The sequence below is a fragment of the Hydrogenophaga sp. R2 genome, assembly GCF_049843595.1.
Classification (GTDB): Bacteria; Pseudomonadota; Gammaproteobacteria; order Burkholderiales; family Burkholderiaceae_C; genus Hydrogenophaga.
This window is the reverse complement of the sequence record NZ_JBBHZN010000001.1, coordinates 1176363-1197836: the sequence shown is the minus strand read 5'-3', so window position 1 is coordinate 1197836 and position 21474 is coordinate 1176363. Positions and strand designations below refer to the sequence as shown.

General features: G+C 70.9%; 22 protein-coding genes and 1 pseudogene. 8 read left to right on the top strand and 15 right to left on the bottom strand.

All coding sequences use genetic code 11. The annotated features are described in order from the left end of the window. The first annotated feature begins 70 nt into the window (after positions 1–70). Entirely contained in the window at positions 71–325 is a 255-nt protein-coding gene (locus WD026_RS05725; protein ID WP_425722669.1) for a PsiF family protein, read from the top strand. Positions 326–349: 24 nt separating this feature from the next. Here the strand turns inward: WD026_RS05725 and WD026_RS05720 are convergent, their stop codons facing one another. Both WD026_RS05720 and WD026_RS05715 read right to left on the bottom strand, forming a co-directional pair. Continuing rightward, a complete protein-coding gene (locus tag WD026_RS05720) occupies positions 350–1498 on the bottom strand; it encodes a lipocalin-like domain-containing protein (protein ID WP_425722668.1) in 1149 nt (382 codons plus the stop codon). 2 nt (positions 1499–1500) lie between these two features. Then, positions 1501–4047 (bottom strand): FtsX-like permease family protein, encoded by a 2547-nt coding sequence (locus tag WD026_RS05715; RefSeq protein WP_425722667.1) that lies wholly within the window; start codon positions 4045–4047, stop codon positions 1501–1503. A gap of 70 nt (positions 4048–4117) precedes the next feature. Between WD026_RS05715 and WD026_RS05710 the strand changes: the two genes are divergently transcribed. The 5 genes from WD026_RS05710 to WD026_RS05690 all read left to right on the top strand — a co-directional run bounded on the left by WD026_RS05710 (position 4118) and on the right by WD026_RS05690 (position 8012). Further along, the gene (locus tag WD026_RS05710; RefSeq protein WP_425722666.1) at positions 4118–4288 is read left to right on the top strand and encodes a hypothetical protein; all 171 of its coding nucleotides are present in this window, start codon (positions 4118–4120) and stop codon (positions 4286–4288) included. A 69-nt stretch (positions 4289–4357) separates the two neighbouring features. Further along, positions 4358–5395, top strand: coding sequence for a thiamine ABC transporter substrate-binding protein (locus WD026_RS05705; RefSeq protein ID WP_425722665.1), 1038 nt, complete (start codon positions 4358–4360; stop codon positions 5393–5395). 7 nt (positions 5396–5402) lie between these two features. Then, on the top strand, positions 5403–6989 hold the full coding sequence (locus WD026_RS05700; RefSeq protein ID WP_425722664.1) for an ABC transporter permease: 1587 nt from the start codon (positions 5403–5405) through the stop codon (positions 6987–6989). Beyond that, complete coding sequence (locus WD026_RS05695) at positions 6982–7626, top strand: ABC transporter ATP-binding protein (RefSeq protein WP_425722663.1); 645 nt, start codon at positions 6982–6984, stop codon at positions 7624–7626. The genes WD026_RS05700 and WD026_RS05695 overlap by 8 nt, the downstream gene beginning before the upstream one ends. Positions 7627–7667: 41 nt before the next feature. After that, a complete protein-coding gene (locus tag WD026_RS05690) occupies positions 7668–8012 on the top strand; it encodes a heavy metal-binding domain-containing protein (protein ID WP_425722662.1) in 345 nt (114 codons plus the stop codon). A 13-nt stretch (positions 8013–8025) separates the two neighbouring features. On the opposite strand, the gene WD026_RS05685 is transcribed toward WD026_RS05690, so the two are convergent. From WD026_RS05685 to WD026_RS05675, 3 genes are read right to left on the bottom strand one after another with little or no spacing between them, the layout of a single operon-like run. Then, on the bottom strand, positions 8026–9237 hold the full coding sequence (locus WD026_RS05685; RefSeq protein WP_425722661.1) for a lytic murein transglycosylase: 1212 nt from the start codon (positions 9235–9237) through the stop codon (positions 8026–8028). Positions 9238–9291: 54 nt separating this feature from the next. Further along, positions 9292–10656: an MBL fold metallo-hydrolase gene (locus WD026_RS05680; protein WP_425722660.1), complete on the bottom strand. Its 1365-nt coding sequence runs from the start codon at positions 10654–10656 to the stop codon at positions 9292–9294. 38 nt (positions 10657–10694) lie between these two features. Beyond that, positions 10695–11708 carry a ZIP family metal transporter gene (locus tag WD026_RS05675; protein WP_425722659.1) on the bottom strand — a complete coding sequence of 338 codons (1014 nt, stop codon included), beginning with the start codon at positions 11706–11708 and terminating at the stop codon, positions 10695–10697. A gap of 62 nt (positions 11709–11770) precedes the next feature. Between WD026_RS05675 and WD026_RS05670 the strand changes: the two genes are divergently transcribed. Then, positions 11771–12031 (top strand): hypothetical protein, encoded by a 261-nt coding sequence (locus tag WD026_RS05670; RefSeq protein WP_425722658.1) that lies wholly within the window; start codon positions 11771–11773, stop codon positions 12029–12031. Here WD026_RS05670 and WD026_RS05665 read toward each other — a convergent pair. The 5 genes and pseudogenes from WD026_RS05665 to grpE all read right to left on the bottom strand — a co-directional run bounded on the left by WD026_RS05665 (position 11988) and on the right by grpE (position 16563). Further along, a complete protein-coding gene (locus WD026_RS05665) occupies positions 11988–12416 on the bottom strand; it encodes a type II toxin-antitoxin system VapC family toxin (RefSeq protein WP_425722657.1) in 429 nt (142 codons plus the stop codon). The genes WD026_RS05670 and WD026_RS05665 overlap by 44 nt on opposite strands. Positions 12417–12420: 4 nt before the next feature. Then, positions 12421–12678, bottom strand: a complete 258-nt coding sequence (locus WD026_RS05660; protein WP_425722656.1) for a type II toxin-antitoxin system Phd/YefM family antitoxin — start codon at positions 12676–12678, stop codon at positions 12421–12423. Positions 12679–12752: 74 nt separating this feature from the next. Then, complete coding sequence (gene dnaJ / locus WD026_RS05655) at positions 12753–13880, bottom strand: molecular chaperone DnaJ (RefSeq protein WP_425722655.1); 1128 nt, start codon at positions 13878–13880, stop codon at positions 12753–12755. Between the two features lie 88 nt (positions 13881–13968). Beyond that, positions 13969–15933, bottom strand: a pseudogene (gene dnaK, locus WD026_RS05650) (molecular chaperone DnaK); the annotation flags it as partial. Positions 15934–16008: 75 nt separating this feature from the next. Further along, positions 16009–16563, bottom strand: coding sequence for a nucleotide exchange factor GrpE (gene grpE, locus WD026_RS05645; RefSeq protein ID WP_425722654.1), 555 nt, complete (start codon positions 16561–16563; stop codon positions 16009–16011). Between the two features lie 161 nt (positions 16564–16724). On the opposite strand from grpE, the gene WD026_RS05640 reads away from it, so the two are divergent. Next, entirely contained in the window at positions 16725–17573 is an 849-nt protein-coding gene (locus WD026_RS05640) for a fumarylacetoacetate hydrolase family protein (RefSeq protein WP_425722653.1), read from the top strand. Here WD026_RS05640 and WD026_RS05635 read toward each other — a convergent pair. Genes WD026_RS05635 through WD026_RS05615 form a run of 5 tightly spaced genes read right to left on the bottom strand, consistent with a single transcriptional unit; the run spans position 17512 to position 21474 of the window. Then, on the bottom strand, positions 17512–17859 hold the full coding sequence (locus WD026_RS05635; protein WP_425722652.1) for a winged helix-turn-helix transcriptional regulator: 348 nt from the start codon (positions 17857–17859) through the stop codon (positions 17512–17514). The genes WD026_RS05640 and WD026_RS05635 overlap by 62 nt on opposite strands. 54 nt (positions 17860–17913) lie before the next feature. Beyond that, on the bottom strand, positions 17914–18369 hold the full coding sequence (locus tag WD026_RS05630) for a MarR family winged helix-turn-helix transcriptional regulator (RefSeq protein WP_425722651.1): 456 nt from the start codon (positions 18367–18369) through the stop codon (positions 17914–17916). Then, positions 18366–18785 (bottom strand): acyl-CoA thioesterase, encoded by a 420-nt coding sequence (locus tag WD026_RS05625; protein WP_425722650.1) that lies wholly within the window; start codon positions 18783–18785, stop codon positions 18366–18368. The genes WD026_RS05630 and WD026_RS05625 overlap by 4 nt, the downstream gene beginning before the upstream one ends. Before the next feature lie 17 nt (positions 18786–18802). Continuing rightward, a complete protein-coding gene (locus WD026_RS05620; RefSeq protein ID WP_425722649.1) occupies positions 18803–19567 on the bottom strand; it encodes an SDR family NAD(P)-dependent oxidoreductase in 765 nt (254 codons plus the stop codon). Between the two features lie 26 nt (positions 19568–19593). Then, complete coding sequence (locus tag WD026_RS05615; protein WP_425722648.1) at positions 19594–21474, bottom strand: feruloyl-CoA synthase; 1881 nt, start codon at positions 21472–21474, stop codon at positions 19594–19596.

Below are 21474 nucleotides of genomic sequence, written 5' to 3'. Positions count from 1 at the left end.
CCGACATGGATTCTGGTACGGGTGGGTGTACCCTAGCCGGGCGAGTCACCAGAACCCGGAGGAGAACCCCATGAAATCCGCCCTGAAGACCCTGATCGCCACCGCCGCCCTGGGCCTGCTGGCCACCGCCGCCCAGGCCCAAGGCCCCACCTGCAACGCGGCCGCCGCCGAGAAGAAGCTGGCCGGTGCCGCCAAGACCAGCTTCCTGAAGAAGTGCGAGAAGGACGCCTCGGCCGTGTGCACCAACGCCGCTGCCGAGAAAAAGCTCAACGGCGCGGCCAAGACCAGCTTCACCAAGAAGTGCGTGAAGGACTCGGTGGGCTGATCGCCCACCGGGCGGCTGCGCGCCTCACAGCCGCAGCCGCTGCGCGTAGCCGGTCATCTCCAGGTAGCCGTGCCCTTTGGTGCGGCCGGCCTCGTCCCTGAGGGCCGACAGGCCTTCCCAGTACACCGTGCCGGTGCTGGCACGGCTGTCGAGTTCCTGCGCGTCGGCCAGGGCCACCACGGTGTGGCGTCCGGCCGGTGAACTCACTGCCCATTCCACCGGGTAACGCGCCCGGGTGAGCGGGCTGGTCCAGAACCGGCGCGGCTCGAAGCGCACCTCGCCCGGCCGGGCGCTGCGGGCGCCCAGCGGGTGGGCGCCGTCGGATGCCCGGCGCACCGAGCCACCGGTCCAGACCGCGCTGCCGTCGGCGCGCCGCAGCTGGAACGCGGTCAGGCTGTCGCCGTTGTCCAGGTTCATGCCGATCCAGTCCCAGCCCACGGCCTCGGGGTGCAGGATGGCCTCGCTCCATTCGTGGTCCAGCCAGGCCGTGCCGGTGATGGGCAGCACCTGACCCTGCAGCGTCAGCCGCCCCTGCACCGCCAGGTGCGGCTGCGTCACATAAAAGCTGGCCTGTGACGGGTCGGGCCCCTTGCGCGAGAAACCGGCGTCGCCCTGCAGCAGCCAGGCCTGCTGCGGCACGGCTTCGATGTCGATGGACAGCTCCCGGCCCGGCAGGCGGCTGCGGTAACGGCCGTCGGCCTCGCGGCGGATGAACCAGTCACCCAGCACCACATGGGTGTCGGTCTCGCTGGCAAAGGCGGTGGGTGCCGGGCCACTGCCCGGGGGCTCACCGTTCCAGCGGCCGATGCGCTCGTCGTGCAGCAGCCGGCCCGAGGCCACGTCGGTGATGGCCGCATGCGCAAACAGCAACTGCCGCGCGGCCAGCCGGCTGCGCAAGGGCAGGGCGGGGTCGACCCGGCTGCGGAAGAAGGTGAGCTGAAAACCCAGCTCGCGACCGCCCGCTGCGGTGGCACGGCCGGTCATGTACCACCACTCGGTGCGGGTGCTGTTGTGGCTGCCGTGGTCGCGCGGGAACACCAGCGGGCGCGGGCGCAGCGCATCACCGGGGCGGTGCCCTGGCTCGGCCGATGCGCCTGGCCAGCACAGGGCAGCGGGCGCCAGCAGCAGGGCGCGGCGCAACAGGGACGGGGGCAGTGCTGGGCGTGATGTCATGTTCACCAGTCCTGTTTGACGGCCTGTACCGCGTCGCGGCTGGCGGCGGCCCGCCCGGCGATCCAGGCGGTGGCGGTGCCGGCCAGCACCACGGCGGCGCACAGGGCGATCAGGCGCAGCCAGGGCAGCACCAGGTCCATGGTCCAGTGAAAGCTCTGCGGGTTGACCACATGCACCAGCACCACGCTCACCGCCAGCCCCAGCAGCAAGCCGGCCAGGGCACCCAGCGCGGTCCAGGCCAGGCCTTCCAGCGCCACCACGCCCAGGATCTGCCGGCGTGTCAGGCCCAGGTGGGCCAGCAGGCCGAATTCGCGCTGGCGGGCCAGCACCTGGGCGCTGAAGCTGGCGGCCACGCCGAACAGGCCGATGCCGATGGCCACCATCTGCAGCCAGGTGGTCACCGCAAAGCTGCGGTCGAAGATGCGCAGCGAGATGGCCCGGATCTGCGAGGCCTGGGCGAACTCGATCAGGTGCTGCGCGCCCTGCTGCTCGGCCAGCGCCTCGATGGCGGCCCGGGCTGCTTCCGGCGGGGTGCCCTCAGCCGGGTGGATGGCCAGGTCGTGCACCGTGGTGTCGCCACTCAGGCGGATGAAGTCGTCGCGGTCGATCACCAGGCTGCCGTGCTGGCGGGCGTAGTCGCGCCAGATGCCCACCACCCGGTAACGGGCCTCGCGGGCTGCCGGGGCGCTCATGGCATTGGCCAGCGCGGGCAGGTCGGCGCCCAGCCGCGCACCGTGCAGGTCGACCATGGCCTCGCTGGCGTACACCGCCACCGTGCCCGGCGGCAGGGGCTCGCGCAACGGGCCGCTCACCATGGGCAGGGTGCCGGCCGCCCGGTCGGTGCCCGGCATGGGACGCACGATGAGCGTGACGGCCGGGCGCTGCGGGTCCAGCAGCAGTGGCAGGGTGCGCAGCGGCTCCAGCCGCTGCACCTGGGGCAGGGCAGCCACGCCGGCCAGCAGGGCGGGCGGCAGGGCCTGCCCTTCGGCCGCACCGCCGGCCAGCCGCACATACAGCGGGGCCGGCAGCAGGGTGTCGAGCCAGCGCGTGACCGAGTCGCGGAAGCTGGCCACCATCACCGTGAGCGCCACCGACAGGGCCAGGCTGGCCACCACGCCGCTGGTGGCCACAGCAGCGGTCTGGCGCAGGCGGCGCGAGCGCTCCACCGCCAGCATCGGCAGCACATGCCGCCCGGCCCAGGGGGCCAGCCGGTCCAGCAGCAGGCCCACCAGCACCGGCAACGCCGCCACGCCGCCCAGCAGCAGCAGCGCCACCGACACATAGGCCGCCAAGGGGATGCCGGCCACCGGCGGCAACAGCGCCAGCAGCATCGCCAGCACCAGCAGGCCCACGGCCACGGCCTGCCGCCACCGGCCGGGCGGTGCGCTCGATCCCAGGCCCTTGAGTGCCTGCGCCGGGGCCAGCCCGGCCGCCGACCGGGCCGGCCACCAGCCACCCACCAGGGCCGCGATCACGCCCAGCACGCCGTACAGCCCGGCTGCCGGTGCGCTCCATTGCAGGGTGGGCGCCACCCCGCTGAAGTAACCCCCGCCCAGATCGCCCCCGGCCAGGCGCAGGGCCAGCCAGGCCAGACCGGTGCCCAGCAGCAGGCCAGCCGCGCTGCCCGCCGTGCCCAGCACGGTGGCCTCGGCCATGACCAGTCCTTGCCGCTGCCCGGCGGTCAGGCCCAGCACGCCCAGCAGGGCCAGCTGCGGCTGCCGCCGTGCCACCGAGAGCGCCAGCACCGAAAACACCAGAAAGGCGCCGGTGAACAGCGCCACCAGCGCCAGCACGGTCAGGTTGACCCGGTAGGCCCGCGACAGCTGGCCGCTGCGCTCGCCCACGGCGGCCGGGGCTTCCAGCAGCAGGTGGGGCGGCAGGGTGGCGGGGGGCAGCACCTGGGTGATGGTCTGGCCGGCCTGCAGGCGCAGGTCGACGCGGCTGAGCCAGCCGCCCTGGCCGGCCAGGTCCTGCAGGGCGGCGATGTCCATCACCAGCAGCGGCGCGCCAGGGGTGCCCACATGGCCGGCCCGCCGCACCGGCGTGCGTTGCAGGCCCTGCTGCAGCTGCAGCGGGCCTTGCCAGCCCTCCAGGGCACGCTCGGCGGCTGCGTTGGCGAACACCGCGTCGGGGGCAAACAGGTCGAGCCGGCCGGCGTCGTCCGAGAGGCGCGGCATGAGCGCGGGCGACACGCCGGCCACCTTCAGGGCATCGACACCGATCACGCGCACCGCCAGCCGTTCGCCTTCGGCCCCGACCAGCTGCATCGGCAGCTCCAGCACCGGGCTGGCCAGTGCCACGCCGGGGCGGGCGGCCAGATCGTCCAGCCAGGTGTCGGGCAGCAGGCCCTGGCGCGAGCGCAGGGCCACGTCGGGCTGGCCCTGCACCTGGCTGGTGGCGCGGGCGAATTCGTCCAGCGCCGAGGCATTGATCAGGTGCACCGCAAACGCCAGCGCCACGCCCAGCATGACCGCCACCACCGCCGCCAGCGTGCGCCACGGGTGGTGGCGCCATTCCTGCCAGGAGAAGGTTAGGAGCAAGGGGAGCATCGCCCGAGCTTACGGGTATCGGTCGCTGTGGCTTAATAACGGGGTTTTCAACTTTTCACGTCTCACCGCCATGGGCAACAAGATCGTCACCGAAGCAGACCGCAAGGCCACCCCGCGTCCGAAAGCCGTCAACGGCACCACCCTGCGCACCGCAGGCCGTGGCCAGAAGATCAGCCTGGAGCGTGGCAAGGCCACCCGCAGCAAGAAGAACCCGGGCAAGCGCCCGCACAGCGGCGGCTGATCCACCGGTTGCACTCCCTCAGGCCCGCCCCGTGCGGGCCTTTGTCTTTCTCCCCATCACCGTCCCTCCATGCAACGCCGCTCGCTGCTGTCTTCCGCGCTGGCCCTGGTGCCGGCGATCGCCCTGCCGGCCCGTGCCCGGACGCCGGCCACCCTGCGCCTGCTCACGCACGACTCGTTCGAGCTGCCGCCGGAACTGCTCAAGGCCTTCGAGCGCGAGGCCGGCGTGAAGCTGCAGGTCATCAAGGGGGGTGATGCCGGCGAGATGCTCAACCGCCTCATCCTCACCCGCCGCCAGCCGCTGGCCGACGTGGTGTTCGGCATCGACAACGCGCTGCTGCCGCGTGCGCTGGACGCCGGCGTGCTCGACGCCTACGACGGCCCGGCGGCGCGGCGCCCCTCGGCCGCGCCCCTGGACGGTGGTGTGGTGCCGGTGGACTACGGCTATGTGGCGCTCAACATCGACCGGGCCTGGTTCGCCTCGCGCAACCGGGCGCTGCCCACGTCCCTGCAGGAGCTCGCCACACCCGCCTGGCGCAACCTGCTGGTGGTGCAGAACCCGGCCACCTCCAGCCCGGGGCAGGCCTTCCTGCAGGCCACCATCGCCGGCATGGGCGAACAGGCGGCCTTCGAGTGGTGGGGCCGGATGCGGGCCAACGGCGTGAAGGTGGTGCGTGGCTGGACCGAGGCCTACTACACCGAGTTCACCCGCAACGGCGGCACCCGTCCCATCGTGGTGAGCTACGCCGGCAGCCCGGCGGCCGAGGTGTTCTTTGCCGACAAGCCGCTGGACACATCCCCCACCGCCAGCTTGTTCCTGCCGGGCGGCGTGTTCCGCCAGGTCGAGGGCGTGGCCCTGGTCAAGGGCGGCAATCCGGCCGTGCGCGAGGCGGCCGGCCGCTTCATCGAGTTCCTGCGCTCGGCGCCGGTGCAGCAGGCGCTGCAGACCAGCATGTGGATGTACCCGGCCGAGGCCGACGCGCCCCTGGTGGAGGTGATGCGCCGCCATGCCCCCCGGCCGGAGCGCTTCGACAACCCGCCGCCGGCCCAGGCACTGGCGCAGGCCCGCGCCTGGCAGGACCGCTGGACCCGCGTGGTCCTGAAGTGACGCCCCCATGGCCCGTGGCCTGCTGGCGGCCATTCCGCTGAGCTTTCTGGCGCTGCTGGCGGCAGCGCCGGTGCTGCGCCTGCTGGCCGAGGGCTGGGCGCAAGGCCCCGGGCTGATGTCGGTCTGGGCCGACGACTTCCTGCGGGGCCGGCTGCTGTGGTCGCTGGCGCAGGCCGCCATCACCTGCGTGCTGGCCCTGTGCCTGGGCCTGCCGCTGGCCTGGGTGCTGGCGCGCTGGGAGTTTGCCGGTCGCTCGCTGGTGCTGCGCCTGCTGATGCTGCCCTTCGTGGTGCCCACGCTGGTGGCGGCCCTGGGCGTGCTGGCCCTGTGGGGGCCGCGCGGCTGGTTCGGCGCACCGCTGGCGCAGATGGGCATCGACCTCACCGACACGCCCTGGCTGCTGCTCTACGGCAACCTGTTCTTCAACCTGTGCCTGGTGGTGCGCGCCGGCGTGGACGCGCTGGAGCAGGTGAGCGCCACCCGGGTGGCAGCCGCGCGCTCGCTGGGCGCCACACCGTGGCGGGCGTTCTGGCGGGTGGAATGGCCGGCCGTGGCCCCGTGGCTGATGTCGGCGCTGTGCCTGGTGTTCCTGTACTGCTTTGCCGGCTTCGGGCTGGCCCTCATCCTGGGCGGGCAGCGCTGGGCCACGCTGGAGGTGGAGATCTACACCCTGGTGGCGCACGAGCTGGCGCTGGGCCAGGCCGGCGTGCTGGCGGTGTGGGGCCTGCTGCTGTCGGGCTCGGTGGCGCTGGCCTATGCGGTGCTGGAGCGGCGGCTGGCCGCGCCCGGCGCGGTCCGCCCTCTGCCTCGGGTGCGGCCGGCGGGCGCGGCGCAGCGGCTGGCACTGGCGGCGGCGCTGACCGTGCTGGCGATGGTCTGCCTGCTGCCGCTGCTGGCCATCGTGCTGCGGGCGCTGCAGGCGCTGGTGTGGGGGCAGGGGCTGGCGGTGCTGGCCGATCCGCAGACGCTGACCGCCCTGGGCAACACGCTGCGCTTTGCGGGCATGGCCCTGGTGCTGGCCACGGTGCTGGGGCTGCTGCACGCGGTCACGGCACGGGCGGCCGGTGCGCCGGGGCTGGCCTGGCGGGCCGCGGCCTACCTGCCGTTCGTGGTGTCGCCCATCACGGTGGCCTTCGGGCTGCTGCTGCTCTACCCGGATGCCACGGCCAGCCTGTTCCTGCTGGTGGCGGCCTATGCTCTGCTGGCCTATCCCTTCGTGGCGCGCTCCATCGGCGCGGCGCTGGACCAGTTGCCGGCCCATCCGGCGCAGGCGGCGGCGACCCTGGGCGCCTCGCCCTGGCGGGTGTGGTGGCGGGTCACGCTGCCCATGGTGCGGCCGGCGCTGCGGCGCGGCATGGCGTTTGCGGCGGCCACGGCGCTGGGCGAGTTTGCGGTCTCGCTGTTCCTGTCGCGCCCCGAGTGGCTGACGCTCACCACCCTCATCCACCAGCGCCTGGGCCGGCCCGGTGCCGCCAGCCTGGACGCCGCGCTGGTGCTCTCGCTGCTGCTCATGCTGCTGGCGCTGGCGGCCTTCCTGCTGATCGATCCGCCGCAGCGTCGTTCCACCCCCCTGACTGCACCCGACCATGCTTGAGATCTGCGACATCCACCGCCAATGGGACCACCGGCCGTTGCTGGCCGGTGTGAGCCTGCAGGTGCCGCCCGGCCAGACCGTGGCCTTGCTGGGCGCATCGGGCAGCGGCAAGAGCACCCTGCTCAAGATCGTGGCCGGGCTGGAAGCGCCCGAGCGCGGCAGCGTGCGTTTTGATGGTCAGGACATCACGGCCGTGCCGCCGCACCGGCGCGGCTTCGCGCTCATGTTCCAGGACTTCGCGCTCTTCCCGCACCTGGACGTGCAGGACAACGTGGCCTTCGGCCGGGTGGAGCAGGGCGTGGGCCGCACCGATGCGCGCGCGCAGGCCCGCGAGCTGCTGCAGCGCTTCGGCCTGGGCGACCATGCCCGCAGCCGGGTGTGGACGCTCTCGGGCGGCGAGCAGCAGCGGGTGGCGCTGGCGCGGGCGCTGATCACCCGGCCGCGCGTGCTGCTGCTCGATGAACCCTTCTCGGCACTCGATGCCGCGCTGCGGGTGCAGCTGCGCGAGGAGTTCGCGCGCCACATCGCGGACGCCGGCATGTCGGCCCTGCTGGTCACCCACGACGAGGCCGAGGCCCGCGCCATGGCGCAGTCGGCCTGGCAGCTCCAGGGCGGGCGGCTGCAGCCGCTGTGGTGACGCAGAATGGCCGCTTCGTCATCACCGCAAGGAGCACGCGCATGGGCTGGTTCTCGAAGAATACCGACGGCTTTTTCCTGAGCACCACCACGCCGCCGGGCATCGAAGCCTCGCAGTACCTGGGCGTGGTGCACGGCGAGGCCATCATCGGCGCCAACATCTTCCGCGACATGTTCTCGTCCATCCGCGACGTGGTGGGCGGCCGGGCGGGCGGCTACGAGAAGGCGCTCTCGGGCGCGCGTGACGCTGCTGTGGAAGACCTGATCGAGTCGGCCCGAGAGCTGGGCGCCGATGGCGTGATCGGCATCGACTTCGACTACGAGGTGCTGGGCGAGACCAACGGCATGATGATGGTGGCCGTCAGCGGCACGGCCATCCGCCGCTGACGTCGGCCCGGTTTCAACCGCCGCGCAGGGCGCGCAGCAGCTTCTGCCCGGCGCGCCCGCTGGGCTCCATGCCCAGGCGTTCCTGTTCGGTGCGGATGGCCTGGCGGCTGCGTTCGCCCAGCATGCCGTCCACCGTGCCGATGTCGTGGCCGCGCGCGATCAGCAGGCTCTGCACCTCGCGGCGTTCGGCGCGCGACAGGCCCGGGTCGTCGGTGGGCCAGGGCGTGACGAAGGGGCCGCCACCACGCAGCCGATCGGCCAGGTGGGCGATGGCCAGGCCGTAACTCTCGGACGCGTTGTAGCTGAACACCGCATCGAAATTGCGCGTGACCAGGAAGGCCGGGCCGGTGGGGCCGGCCGGGGTCATGAGGCCGGCCGAGCCGTCGGCGGGCAGGGCGCTGCCGTCCACGCGCTTGAGTCCGCGTGCGCTCCAGTCGGCCATGCTGCGCTTGGTGCGACGGCCTTCGCCGGCGGTGCTGAAGCCGGCGGGCAGCTTCACTTCAAAGCCCCAGGGCTGGTCGGCCTTCCAGCCGGCGCGGGCCAGGAAGTTGGCGGTGGAGGCCAGCGCGTCGGGCACGCTGTCCATGAGGTCGGCGCGCTGGTCGCCGTCGAAGTCGACCGCCAGCCGCTCGAAGGTGCTGGGCATGAACTGGGTGTGGCCGAAGGCACCGGCCCACGAGCCCTGGAAGCGCTCGGGGGCGATGTGGCCGGCCTGCAGGATGCGCAGCGCCGCGTACAGCTCGGTGCGGAAGTAGGCCTGCCGGCGGCCGATGCACGACAGCGTGCCCAGCGAGCGCACCAGCGACAGGCTGCCGAAGCTCTGGCCAAAGTTGCTCTCCACGCCCCACACCGCCACCACCGTGGCCGGGTCCACGCCGTAGCGCTGCTGCACCTGCTGCAGCACCTCGGCGTGCTGGGCCAGGCGGGCGCGGCCGTCTGCCACGCGTTCCTCGTCCACCAGACCGGCCAGGTAGTCCCAGACAGCGGTGCGGAACTCGGGCTGGAAGTTGAGCCGGTCGATCACGCCCATGTCGGGCTGCAGATCGCGGGTGTGGCGGTTGAAGGTGTCTTCGCTCACACCGGCCGCGCGGGCCGGGGCACGCAGCTGGTTCAGGCAGCTGGCGAATTCGCCCGGGGCGGGCGGCGTGGCCGGGGGCGGCGGGGTCTGGGCCAGGGCCAGCAATGGCAGGGACAGCAACAGGGCGGGCAGGTGTCGAAGGCGCATGCGGATGGGATCGGGGCGGCGGTTCAAGGTTCAGCGGTTCGAAGTTTCAAGGTGTCAGGCCAGCCAGGTGCTGCCGTGCTCGGGCACCATGGCGTGCCAGCGCAGTTCGCGCTCGATGCGCTGGCGCAGGGCGTCGGACGCACCCGGATCGCCATGGGTGACGAACACCCGGTGCGGCGGCTTGGGCATGGCGCGCAGCCAGTTCATGAGCTGGTTGGCATCGGCATGGGCCGAGGCCGACGAGAGCTGCACCACCTCGGCCCGCACCGGAATGTCCTGCCCGTGCATGCGCAGCGAGGCACCGCCGCTGGCCAGCGTGGCGCCCCGGGTGCCCGGTGCCTGGTAGCCGGTCAGCAGCACCATGTTTCGGTGGTCGCCCAGGTACAGGGCCAGGTGGTGCAGCACCCGTCCGCCGGTGGCCATGCCGCTGGCGGCCAGGATCACCTTGGGGCCATGCTGGCGCGCGATGGCTTTCGATTCTTCGGCGCTGCGCGCCATGCGGGCCACGGCGGCCATGTCGCGGCACTGCGCGGCATTGAGCCGGTGTTCGCCCAGGTGGCGGCCGAACAGCTCGGTGCTGTGGATGGCCATGGGGCTGTCCAGGTACACCGGCAGGCTGTGGGGCAGGTCGCCCCGGGCCTTGAGCTGGGCAATGGCGTGCAGCAGGGCCTGGGCGCGTCCGACCGCGAACACCGGCACCACGGCCGTGCCGCCGCGCGCGCTCACCCGCTGCAGGGCCGTGGCCAGTTCGGCCAGCACGTCCTCGTGCGGGTGCACCCGGTCGCCGTAGGTGGATTCGCACACCACCACGTCGGCGGCCGGTGGCGGGTCGGGCGGGAGCATGAGCATGTCGTCCGGCCGGCCCAGGTCGCCCGAGAACAGCAGGCGCCGGCCGCCCACCTCCAGCAGCAGGCTGGCGGCCCCCAGGATGTGGCCGGCCGGCTGGAAGCGCGCCGTCCAGCCGCGCACCGGTTCGAAGGCCTGGTGCATGGGCGCGGTGCGCAGCAGCCTGAGCGAGCGCAGCGCGTCGTCCTCGGTGTAGAGGGGCAGGGCCACCGCATGCTTGCTGAAGCCCTTGCGGTTGGCAAAGGCGGCGTCCTCTTCCTGGATGTGGCCGCTGTCGGGCAGCAGGATGCCGGCCAGATCGCGCGTGGCCGGCGTGCACCACACGTGGCCCGCAAATCCTTCGCGGGCCAGCAGCGGCAGGTAGCCGCTGTGGTCGAGGTGGGCATGGGTCAGCAGCACGGCGCCGATGTGGTTCGGCATCACCGGCAGCGGATCGCGGTTGCGCAGCCGCAGCTGCTTGTAGCCCTGGAACAGGCCGCAGTCGACCAGAACGCTCTGGCCATCGTGTTCGACCAGGTACCTGGAACCGGTGACGGTACCGGTTCCGCCCAAGAAGCGGATGTGAACGGTCATGCGGGGCAGTGTATCCCCGCCCCTGTCGGGCCCGGGCTTCAGCCCAGCGCCGCGTCGAGCAGCAGCATGAACACGAAGCCGGCCAGCAGCGTCACCGACGCCCACGACTCGAAGCCGTTGCGGTGCGTCTCCGGAATGATCTCGTGGCTGATGACGAACAGCATGGCGCCCGCCGCCAGTGCCAGGCCCACCGGGTAGAAGGCCGGCACGCTGCCCAGCACCAGCAGGCCCAGGATGGCGCCCAGCGGCTCGGCCAGGCCGGTGAGTGCCGCCACGCCCCAGGCCCGGCTCGCGCTCTGGCCCATGGCGCGCAGGGCCATGGCCACGATCAGGCCCTCGGGCATGTTCTGCAGGCCGATGGCCAAAGCCACCGATGCACCCACCGATGTACCCACCGATGCCCCCGCACTGCCGGCCGCATCGGCACCCAGGCCGGCGTAGGCGGCGCCCACCGCCAGACCCTCGGGCACGTTGTGGATCAGGATGGCCAGCACCATCAGACGGGCGCTGCGGGCGGCGGTGTCGGCCCCGGCGTGCTGGCTGGCGTGGCCCTGGGCGGCCGGCGGCAGCACCGCGTGTTCGTGCGGGGTGATGCGGTCGATGGCCAGCATCAGGCCCATGCCCAGCGCCAGGCCCAGGCCGGTGAGCGCGGCCGAGCCGGTGCGCTCACCGGTGAGGGCCTGCCCGGCCTCCAGCGAGGGCAGCAGCAGCGCGAAGATCGATGCCGCCAGCATGATGCCGGCCGAGAACGCCAGCAGCGCCGATTCCTGCAGCTTGCTCACCCGCTGCACCACGAACACCGGCAGGGCCCCCACGGCCGTGGCCACGGCCGCCAGCAGCGAGGCCTGCACACCGGCGGCCATGGCGCTGCCATGATCGGCGGCATCCCACCAGGCCCGGGTAGGCGCCCAGAAGGTGCTGAGCGCCGCCAGCCCGGCCATGACCAGCAGGCCTGCGCCGAGCGCCAGCAGCGCGTTGCGCAGGGCGTGCGGCGGCACCGGCAGCTCCAGGGCCTGCAGCATGGGTCGGACTTGTCGGATCAGTTCGGTCATGGGTACGCTCCATCGGGAATGACAAAGAGTTTGTCAAAAACTATCGAACAGGTCGAATTGATATGCCCAATCAAAACCATAGACCGCGCTGGCGGCGGGCCCTGCTGACGCTGGTGGCGGTGCTCACCGCCCTGGCCGCTGCCTGGACCACCTGGCAGGCCTGGGTGCTGCTGCGCCTGCCCTACAACGAACAAGGCCGTCATTTCGACGGCCTGGTGGTGCACCACGAGGGCACCGGGGAGGTGCTGGCGGGGGTGGCGGTGGGTCTGTGGCTGGTGGTCAGCGGGCTGGCGCTGCTGATCCGGCGAATTCGAAAGGATTGAGCGGCGCGACACCCAGTGCCCGGAAGTCACCGACGTTGCGGGTGACCACCGTCAGGCCGTGCACCTGTGCCGTGGCGGCGATCATGGCGTCCTCGTACAGCGTGTCGGACCGGCCGTGCATCAGGCGTGCCCATGCCCGGAACACCGTCGCATCCATGGGCAGCACATTCCAGACGGACGCCACCTGATCCAGCCAGCTTTCGATGGCCGTGGCCTTGGTGGTGTCCTGTTGCCGGGTCAATTCGATGCCGGCCTGTATCTCGCCCAGCGTGACCGCCGAGATGAACAGGTGGCTGTCGGGTTGCGCCTGCAGCCAGGCCAGCACAGCGCCATGGGGGCGCGGTCGGCGCAGTTCCGAGACCACGTTGGTGTCGAGCAGAAACACCGGCTCAGTCCCAGTTGGGCAGCTGGCGCCGACGGGCCTGACCCCGTGCCGCCGGCGGCCACTCGGCCCGGTGTTCGTCCGACAGCAAGAGGTCTTTCAGCGAGGGCCGGGTGCTCTGCTGCATCTGTCGCCACTGGGCCACCGGCACCAGCACGGCGGCCTCCTCACCCCGACGGGTGACCAGCTGGGGCCCGTCGGCGAGACAGGCATCCAGGAATTCGCTGAAACGGGCTTTGGCGTCCTGAACCGGCCATGCGTTCACGGTGCACCTCCAGATTGCAATTTGACTAGTCAGATGACCAGTCTGATGGACCCCGCCAGCCCCGTCAAGGCCGTTCAGCTGAAGAAGCTCTTGGCCTTCTCGAACCAGCCCTTGTCGTTCGGGCTGTGCTTGTGGCCGCCCTTCTTGAACGATTCGTCCAGTTCCCTGAGCAGCTTGCGCTGGTGCTCGGTGAGTTTGACCGGGGTTTCCACCGCCACGTGGCAGTACAGGTCGCCGGGGTAACTGCTGCGCACGCCCTTGACGCCCTTGCCGCGCAGGCGGAAAGTCTTGCCGCTCTGGGTGCCTTCGGGCAGGTCGATGGTGGCCTTGCCCTGCAGGGTGGGCACGTCGATCTCGCCGCCCAGGGCCGCCGTGGTCATGCTCACCGGCACCTGGCAGTGCAGGTCGTCGCCGTCGCGCTCGAAGATGTCGTGCTTGCGCAGGCGGATCTCGATGTACAGGTCGCCGGCCGGACCACCGTTCTGGCCGGGCTCGCCGTTGCCGGTGGAGCGGATGCGCTGGCCGTCGTCGATGCCGGCCGGGATCTTGATCTCCAGCGTCTTCTGGCGCTTGATCTTGCCGTGGCCGTTGCAGGCGGTGCAGGGGTCGGGGATGACCTTGCCCTTGCCCTGGCAGGTGGGGCAGGTCTGCTGCACGCTGAAGAAGCCCTGGCGCATCTGCACCGCGCCCTGGCCGTGGCAGGTGCCGCAGGTCTTGGCGCTGGTGCCGGGCTTGGCGCCGGTGCCGTTGCAGGTGTCGCAGTCGTCCCAGCTGGGGATGCGGATCTGGGTGTCCTTGCCGGTGGCGGCTTCCTCCAGCGTGATCTCCATGGCGTACGACAGGTCGGCGCCCCGGTAGACCTGCCGGCCGCCCCGGCCGCGGGCGCCACCGAAGATGTCGCCGAAGATGTCGCCGAAGGATTCGCCGAATCCGCCGAAGCCCTCGGCCCCCGGGCCGCCGCGCATGTTGGGGTCCACGCCGGCATGGCCGTACTGGTCGTAGGCCGCCTTCTTCTGCGGGTCCGACAGCATCTCGTAGGCTTCCTTGGCCTCCTTGAACTTCTCCTCGGCGCTCTTGGCGGCCTCACCCTGGTTGCGGTCCGGGTGGTACTTCATCGCGAGCTTGCGATAGGCCTTCTTGATCTCGTCGTCGGAGGCGTTCTTGGGAACACCGAGCACTTCGTAAAAGTCGCGTTTGGACATGGTGGTGGGCGGTCTTGGGCGGGGGGTGTTTCAAGACGAACGCCGCGACCGGTTGCCCGGGCGCGGCGGCGCAAGGAGAAAGCGGCGATCAGCTCTTCTTGACTTCCTTCACTTCGGCGTCGACCACGTCGTCGTCGGCCGGGCGGGACGAGGCGGTCTGCTCGCCACCGGCGGCGCCGGCTGCGGCACCTGCGGCGGCCTGTTCGGCCTGCTGGGCGGCATACACCTTCTCGCCCAGCTTCTGGCTGGCGGTCATCAGGGCGGTGGTCTTGGCCTCGATGTCGGCCTTGTCCTCGCCCTGGGCAGCTTCCTCGACGGCCTTGATGGCGTCCTCGATGGCGGTCTTCTCGGCGGCTTCGAGCTTGTCGCCGTGCTCGCCCAGCGACTTCTTCACGCTGTGCACCATGGCCTCGGCCTGGTTGCGGGCCTGCACCAGCTCGACCTTCTTCTTGTCGTCGGCGGCATTCAGCTCGGCGTCCTTGACCATCTGCTGGATCTCTTCTTCCGACAGACCCGAGTTGGCCTTGATGGTGATCTTGTTTTCCTTGCCGGTGCCCTTGTCCTTGGCGCCCACGTGCAGGATGCCGTTGGCGTCGATGTCGAAGGTCACCTCGATCTGCGGCATGCCGCGCGGTGCGGCCGGGATGCCCTCGAGGTTGAACTCGCCCAGCAGCTTGTTGCCGGCAGCGATCTCGCGCTCGCCCTGGAACACCTTGATGGTCACGGCCGGCTGGTTGTCATCCGCCGTGGAGAACACCTGGCTGAACTTGGTCGGGATGGTGGTGTTCTTGGCGATCATCTTGGTCATGACGCCGCCCATGGTCTCGATGCCCAGCGACAGCGGGGTCACATCCAGCAGCAGCACGTCCTTGCGGTCGCCACTCAGCACCTGGCCCTGGATGGCGGCACCCACGGCCACGGCCTCGTCGGGGTTGACGTCCTTGCGCGGGTCCTTGCCGAAGAACTCCTTGACCTTCTCCTGCACCTTGGGCATGCGGGTCATGCCGCCGACCAGGATCACGTCGTGGATGTCGCCCACGCTCACGCCGGCGTCCTTGATGGCGGTGCGGCACGGCGCGATGGTGCGCTCGATCAGCTCTTCCACCAGGGCTTCGAGCTTGGCGCGGGTGAGCTTGATGTTCAGGTGCTTGGGGCCCGAGGCATCGGCCGTGATGTAGGGCAGGTTGATGTCGGTGGCGGCCGAGCTGGACAGCTCGATCTTGGCCTTCTCGGCGGCTTCCTTCAGGCGCTGCAGGGCCAGCACGTCCTTGGACAGGTCGACGCCTTGCTCCTTCTTGAACTCGCCGATGATGAAATCGATGATGCGCTGGTCGAAGTCTTCACCGCCCAGGAAGGTGTCACCGTTGGTGGACAGCACCTCGAACTGCTTCTCGCCGTCGACGTCGGCGATCTCGATGATGGACACGTCGAAGGTGCCGCCGCCCAGGTCGTACACGGCGATCTTGCGATCACCCTTTTCGCTCTTGTCCAGGCCGAAGGCCAGGGCCGCTGCGGTGGGCTCGTTGATGATGCGCTTGACCTCCAGACCCGCGATGCGGCCGGCGTCCTTGGTGGCCTGGCGCTGGGCGTCGTTGAAGTAGGCCGGCACGGTGATGACGGCTTCGGTCACGGCCTCGCCCAGGTAGTCCTCGGCGGTCTTCTTCATCTTGCGCAGGATGTCGGCCGACACCTGCTGGGCCGAGATCTTCTTGCCGCGCACTTCCACCCAGGCGTCGCCGTTGTCGGCGGCCACGATGGAGTAGGGCATGAGGTCGATGTCCTTCTGCACTTCCTTCTCGGCGAACTTGCGGCCGATCAGGCGCTTGATGGCGTACAGCGTGTTCTTGGGGTTGGTCACGGCCTGGCGCTTGGCCGAGGCGCCGACCAGCACTTCACCGTCTTCCTGGTAGGCGACGATGGACGGGGTGGTGCGGGCACCTTCCGAGTTCTCGATGACCTTGGTGGTGTTGCCGTCCATGAAGGCCACGCACGAGTTGGTGGTGCCGAGGTCGATGCCGATGATGCGTCCCATGTTGTGACTCCGTGAAATGGAAAGAGGGTGTGAAAAACGATGTGGGGAAGGTGTGGATAACCGGTGGACTTTTCAAGACCCCGGTGGCAGCGCGCCTTATCGGGGGGCCGCCACGGTGACCAGGGCCGGGCGCAGCACGCGGTCGGCGATCAGGTAGCCCTTCTGCAGCACGGTGACCACCGTGTTGGCTTCCTGCTGGGCCGGCACCATGCTGATGGCCTGGTGCTGGTGGGGGTCGAAGCGGGTGCCGGCGGCCGGGGCGATCTGCACCACCTTGTGGCGCTCCAGGGCGCTGGTCAGCTGCTTGAGGGTGGCTTCGGAGCCTTCGCGCAGCTGCTCGCGGGTGGCCTCCTGGATGGCCAGGCCGGCTTCCAGGCTGTCGGCCACGGCCAGCAGGCTCTCGGCAAACGATTCCACCGCGAACTTGCGGGCCTTGGACATGTCGTCCTCGGCGCGGCGGCGGGTGTTCTCGGCGTCGGCCCGGGCCCGCAGCACCTGCTCCGCCAGATCGGCGTTCTGGGCCTTCAGGGCGGCCAGCTCGTTGTGCAGGGCGGCCAGGGCGTCCTGCTCGTTCGCGGCAGCGGCGGCCTCGGCTTCTTCGGGCGGCATCGGGTCCTGGCGGGAGGTGTCGGGGGAAGAGGGCTGGCTCATGGATGACAAAGGGTGGGAAGGCTGCGCCTGGGCGCGACCGCAGGGACATGGGGACGGGTGGCCCGATTTCAAGAGGGGCGCCGGGCCGGGCGCCATACGTGACAGTCCGCGCCGGGCACAGAGGCCAGAATCCGGGGTTTTTCATCCCACGGACACCTGCCATGAAGCTGTTTCGCCACGGGCCTGCGGGCGCCGAGAAGCCCGGTCTGATCGACGCCGACGGCGTCCAGCGCGATCTCTCAAGCCACCTGGCCGACATCGAGCCGGCCACGCTGGGCCCCGATTCTATGGCCCGGCTGGCGGCCCTCGACCCGGCGACGCTGCCGGTGGTGCCCGCCGGCACCCGCATCGGCCCCTGCGTGGGCCGGGTGGGCAACATCGTGGCCATCGGCCTGAACTACGCCGACCACGCCGCCGAAGCCGGCCTGAAGGCCCCGGGCCAGCCCATCGTCTTCAACAAGCACAACAGCGCCATCAGCGGCCCGGACGACGACATCTGGCTGCCGCCAGGCTCGCAGAAGATGGACTGGGAGGTCGAGCTGGGCATCGTGATCGGCCAGCCCACCTTCCATGTGGGCGAGGACCAGGCCCTGCGCCATGTGGCCGGCTTCTGTCTGGTCAATGACGTGTCCGAACGCGCCTGGCAGATGGAATACGAGGGCCAGTGGGTCAAGGGCAAGAGCTACCCCACGCACTGCCCCATCGGCCCCTGGCTGGTGACCCCCGACGAGCTGGGCAATCCGCAGGACGTGGACCTGTGGCTCGATGTGAACGGCCAGCGCCGCCAGACCGGCAACACCCGCACCATGATCTTCGGCGTGGCCCACATCGTGAGCTACCTCAGCCGCTTCATGGCCCTGCAGCCCGGCGACGTGATCCCCACCGGCACCCCGCCCGGCGTGGGCATGGGCCACAAGCCGCCGCTCTACCTGAAGGCGGGCGACGTGGTCACGCTGGGTGGCCGGGGTCTGGGACAGCAGCGCCAGCGGGTGGTGGACAGCCCCGTCTGACCTGAGCCCAGCGCCCGGCGAACTGCCGCACCTCGCCCAGCCGGCGGGCCAGGTCGGCGCCCGGCGCCGTGAGCCGGTAGCCCTGGCCGTCGTGCTCGATCAGGCCGGCGCCGCGCAGCTCCTTGAGCCGGGTGTTGAGCGTGTTGGGGGTGATGCCGCCCACGCTGTCCTGCAGCAGGCGGAAGGTCTGGGCATGGCCGTCGGACAGTGCCCACAGCACACGCATGGCATAGCGGCACTCCAGCAGATCGAACAGCTGGCCGACAGCCTCGGGGTCCTTGCTCATGCGTTTCCTCCTGCGGGCATTCGCTGGCGGCCACTATAAATGGCGGAGCAGGCTTCAGGCGTCGCTGTAGAGCTTGCGCAACAGGCGCACCAGGGTGGCCTGCTCGCGCGGGGTGAGCGCCCGGGCGGCCTCGGCCTCGGCGGCGCTGGCGGTGGCACAGGCCGCCTGGTGCAGGGCCTGCCCGGCCGGGGTGAGGTGCAGGCCCACGGCCCTCCGGTCCACCGGGTGCGGGCGGCGTTCGATCAGCTCGCGCTGCTGCAGGCTGCCCACCAGGCCCACCAGGTTGGGCGGCTGTATGGCCAGCGCTGCGCAGATCTGGCGTGAGGTGATGCCCGGGTTCTGCGCGATCAGCGTGAGCACCGAAAAGTCCACCGGCCGCAGCCCGTGTGGCGCCATGTGCTCCATGAAGCGGCCCACCACGGCCAGCGAGGCCCGCCGGGCGTGGTAGCCCAGCAGCGACTCCAGGATGCCGGTGTCGACACCCTTGTCCTCGGGGCTGCAGCCGCTCATGAACAGCGGTCGATGATGTCCTGCGGCACCGCAATGGCGCGGATGCGGTCGGGGTTGGCCGGGTCGCGTTCGCAGAAGGCGCGGGTCTCGGTGCCTTCGCACAGCAGGGTGTCGCCGCGCATGACCTTGTGTTCGTGGATGAACACCTTGGCGCGCCATTCGCTCACCCGGGTGTGGATCTGCAGCCGCTCGCCGTAGGTGGCCGGCTTCATGAAGCGGGTGTGGATCTCCAGCAGCGGGGTGCCGATGATGCCGGTGGTCTTGACCAGCTCGCGCCAGGGCGGCACGCCGCACTGCACGAAGAAGTTCAGCGACGAGGCGTCCATCCACTTGCTGAAGTTGGGGAAGAAGACGATGCCGGCCGGGTCGCAGTCGCCGAACATCACCTCGACTTCGTAAATGACGGTCTTGCTCATGGGGTCCTTCTGCCGGTTCAGCGCGGGGCCATGCGCAGCGCGCCGTCCAGGCGGATCACCTCGCCATTGAGGTGGGTGTTGGTGACGATGTAGGCCGCCAGCGAGGCGAACTCCTCCGGGTGGCCCAGGCGCGGCGGGAACGGGATGCTGGCCGCCAGCGACTGCTGCACCGGCTCGGGCAGGCTGCGCATGAGCGGGGTGGAGAACAGGCCCGGAGCGATGGTGCACACCCGGATGCCGTGCTGCGCCAGGTCGCGCGCCATGGGCAGCGTCATGCCCACCAGTCCGCCCTTGGAGGCGCTGTAGGCCTGCTGGCCCACCTGGCCGTCGAACGCGGCCACGCTGGCGGTGAACAGCATCACGCCGCGTTCGCCGTCGGCCAGCGCCTCCAGCTTCGCGCAGGAGGCGGCAAACAGCCGCGCGGCGTTGTACGAGCCGATCAGGTTGACGCTGATGACGCGGCTGAAATCTTCCAGCGGGGCGGGGCTGCCGTCCTTCTGCACCACGCGTTTGGCGGTGCCGATGCCGGCGATGTTCATGAGGATGCGGGCCGGGCCGTGGGCGGCGGTGGCGGCATCCAGAGCAGCCTGCAGGCTGGCGGTGTCGGTGATGTCGCAGGCCAGGCCCAGGCCGCCGATGTCGGCGGCCACGCGGCGGGCGTTGTCGGCGTTCACGTCGAGCACGGCCACCTTGGCGCCCTGCCGGGCCAGTTCGCGGGCGGTGGCTTCGCCAAGGCCCGATCCGCCGCCGGTGACGAGGGCGGCGTGTCCTGAAATCTGCATGGGGTGTCTCCTGTGGGAATGGGTGGTCAGCGGGGCTGGAGGATGTTCGGGGCGCTGCCGTCGTGCAGGGCTTCGACCAGCGCGGCCCGGTGCTGCAGCACGGCACGCTGGTTGATGGAGCCCTTGTCGGTGACCTCGCCCCGGTCGATGGAGGGCGGCTCGGCCAGCAGGACCAGGCGTGCCACGCGGTTGGCGCTGCCGGTGGCCTGGGCGGCCAGGTCGTTGAGTACCTGCTGGAAGTGGGCCAGCACGGCGGGGTGGGCCAGCACCTGGGCCAGCGGGGCATCGCCGGGCAGGCCGGCCAGCGTGCGCACGGCGGCGGTGGGGAAAAGCATGGCGCCCACCTCGTTGCGGTTCAGGCCGGTGATGACCGCGTCCTGCACGAAGGGTGCGCCGGCCGCGATGATGCGGCCGCGCAGCGGCCCCACGCTCACGAAGGTGCCGGTGGCCAGCTTGAAGTCTTCGGCAATGCGGCCATCGAAGCGCAGGCCCCGGTGGTGGTTGTCCGGGTCGATCCAGGCCACGGCGTCACCGGTGCAGAAGAAGCCTTCCTCGTCGAACGACTCGGCCGTGGCCTCGGGGTTGCGCCAGTAGCCCGGGGTGATGTTGGGACCCCGGTAACGCACCTCGGTCTTGCCCTGGCAGGGCACCAGCTTGAGTTCCAGGCCGGGCGTGGGCAGGCCCAGGTCGCCCGAGCGCACCTCGGGGCTGGTGATGTACAGGCCGAACGGGCCGGACTCGGTCATGCCCAGGCCGGTGCCCATGACGATGCGCTCGCCGATCTCGGCCTCCTGCACCTGGTGCAGCAGGTCCCACACCGGCTGGGCCAGGGCGGCGCCGGCATAGAAGAACAGGCGCACCCGGCTCAGCAGGTTGCGGCGCAGGTCGGCGTCGGTCTTCATGGCGTGGGCGATCGCCTCGAAGCCGGTAGGCACATTGAAGTAGACCGTGGGCGCGATCTCGCGCAGGTTGCGCAGCGTCTCGGCCATGAGGGCCGGGGTGGGCTTGCCGTCGTCGATGTACAGCGTGCCGCCGTTGTAGAGCGTCAGCCCCACGTTGTGGTTGCCGCCGAAGGTGTGGTTCCAGGGCAGCCAGTCCACCAGCACCGGCGGCTGGGCCGGGTCGGCCAGCACCGGAATGCTGGCAATGATCTGCTGCTGGTTGGCACACCACATGCGGTGGGTGTTGATCACGCCCTTGGGCAGCTTGGTGGAGCCCGAGGTGAACAGGAACTTGGCGATGGTGTCGGGCCCGGTGGCCTGCATGGCGGCGTCCACCGCCGGGGTGGGGGCGGTGGCGCGCAGCGCGGCAAAGCGGGTGGTGGCGCGGCCGGGCACGGTGCCGGTGGTGGTGACGAGTTCCACGTCCTCACCGACGGCGGCCAGCAGGGCGCGCTCGTAGCGCGGCGCGTCGCTGGCGAACACCAGACCCGGCGTGAGCGTGCGCACGATGTGGCGCAGCTTCTCGAAGTCCTGGCTGACCAGCGAATAGGCCGGCGAGGCCGGTGCCCACGGTATGCCGGCGTACAGGCAGCCCAGGGCCAGCTGCGCGTGTTCCAGGTCGTTCTCGCTCACGATCAGCACCGGGCGCTCGGCATTCAGCCCCCGGTCCAGCAGGGCCTGGCCGATGCAGCGCGCAGCATCCAGCGCATCGGCATAGCTCAGGTGCTGCCAGTCGCCGGTGCGGCCATCCGCCAGGCGTTCCCGGCGCGCCATGAAGCTGCGCTGCGGCGCCACCTGCGCCCAGTGCAGCAGCCGGTCGGTCAGGCGGTGGGCGTAAGGCGGCAGCGGCTGCTCGGCCTGCAGGTAGGTGGTGCCCTCGGGCGTGTCGCGGCGCAGGCCCCGGGTCACGCCGAAGGCCAGGGAGCGGTAGCGGGGCAGGGCGGTGGGGGCGCTGGCGGTGGTCAT

Excerpts from the sequence above, each read along its gene's own strand:
- WD026_RS05635 (WP_425722652.1), bottom strand. The coding sequence starts at position 17,859 with ATGAGCAAGGACCCCGAGGCTGTCGGCCAGCTGTTCGATCTGCTGGAG.
- WD026_RS05690 (WP_425722662.1), top strand. The coding sequence starts at position 7,668 with ATGGGCTGGTTCTCGAAGAATACCGACGGCTTTTTCCTGAGCACCACC.
- WD026_RS05675 (WP_425722659.1), bottom strand. The coding sequence starts at position 11,708 with ATGACCGAACTGATCCGACAAGTCCGACCCATGCTGCAGGCCCTGGAG.
- WD026_RS05625 (WP_425722650.1), bottom strand. The coding sequence starts at position 18,785 with ATGAGCAAGACCGTCATTTACGAAGTCGAGGTGATGTTCGGCGACTGC.
- WD026_RS05700 (WP_425722664.1), top strand. The coding sequence starts at position 5,403 with ATGGCCCGTGGCCTGCTGGCGGCCATTCCGCTGAGCTTTCTGGCGCTG.
- WD026_RS05670 (WP_425722658.1), top strand. The coding sequence starts at position 11,771 with ATGCCCAATCAAAACCATAGACCGCGCTGGCGGCGGGCCCTGCTGACG.
- WD026_RS05615 (WP_425722648.1), bottom strand. The coding sequence starts at position 21,474 with ATGACCACCGCCAGCGCCCCCACCGCCCTGCCCCGCTACCGCTCCCTG.
- WD026_RS05685 (WP_425722661.1), bottom strand. The coding sequence starts at position 9,237 with ATGCGCCTTCGACACCTGCCCGCCCTGTTGCTGTCCCTGCCATTGCTG.
- grpE (WP_425722654.1), bottom strand. The coding sequence starts at position 16,563 with ATGAGCCAGCCCTCTTCCCCCGACACCTCCCGCCAGGACCCGATGCCG.
- WD026_RS05710 (WP_425722666.1), top strand. The coding sequence starts at position 4,118 with ATGGGCAACAAGATCGTCACCGAAGCAGACCGCAAGGCCACCCCGCGT.
- WD026_RS05695 (WP_425722663.1), top strand. The coding sequence starts at position 6,982 with ATGCTTGAGATCTGCGACATCCACCGCCAATGGGACCACCGGCCGTTG.
- WD026_RS05720 (WP_425722668.1), bottom strand. The coding sequence starts at position 1,498 with ATGACATCACGCCCAGCACTGCCCCCGTCCCTGTTGCGCCGCGCCCTG.
- WD026_RS05640 (WP_425722653.1), top strand. The coding sequence starts at position 16,725 with ATGAAGCTGTTTCGCCACGGGCCTGCGGGCGCCGAGAAGCCCGGTCTG.
- WD026_RS05620 (WP_425722649.1), bottom strand. The coding sequence starts at position 19,567 with ATGCAGATTTCAGGACACGCCGCCCTCGTCACCGGCGGCGGATCGGGC.
- WD026_RS05725 (WP_425722669.1), top strand. The coding sequence starts at position 71 with ATGAAATCCGCCCTGAAGACCCTGATCGCCACCGCCGCCCTGGGCCTG.
- dnaJ (WP_425722655.1), bottom strand. The coding sequence starts at position 13,880 with ATGTCCAAACGCGACTTTTACGAAGTGCTCGGTGTTCCCAAGAACGCC.
- WD026_RS05630 (WP_425722651.1), bottom strand. The coding sequence starts at position 18,369 with ATGAGCGGCTGCAGCCCCGAGGACAAGGGTGTCGACACCGGCATCCTG.
- WD026_RS05705 (WP_425722665.1), top strand. The coding sequence starts at position 4,358 with ATGCAACGCCGCTCGCTGCTGTCTTCCGCGCTGGCCCTGGTGCCGGCG.
- WD026_RS05680 (WP_425722660.1), bottom strand. The coding sequence starts at position 10,656 with ATGACCGTTCACATCCGCTTCTTGGGCGGAACCGGTACCGTCACCGGT.
- WD026_RS05715 (WP_425722667.1), bottom strand. The coding sequence starts at position 4,047 with ATGCTCCCCTTGCTCCTAACCTTCTCCTGGCAGGAATGGCGCCACCAC.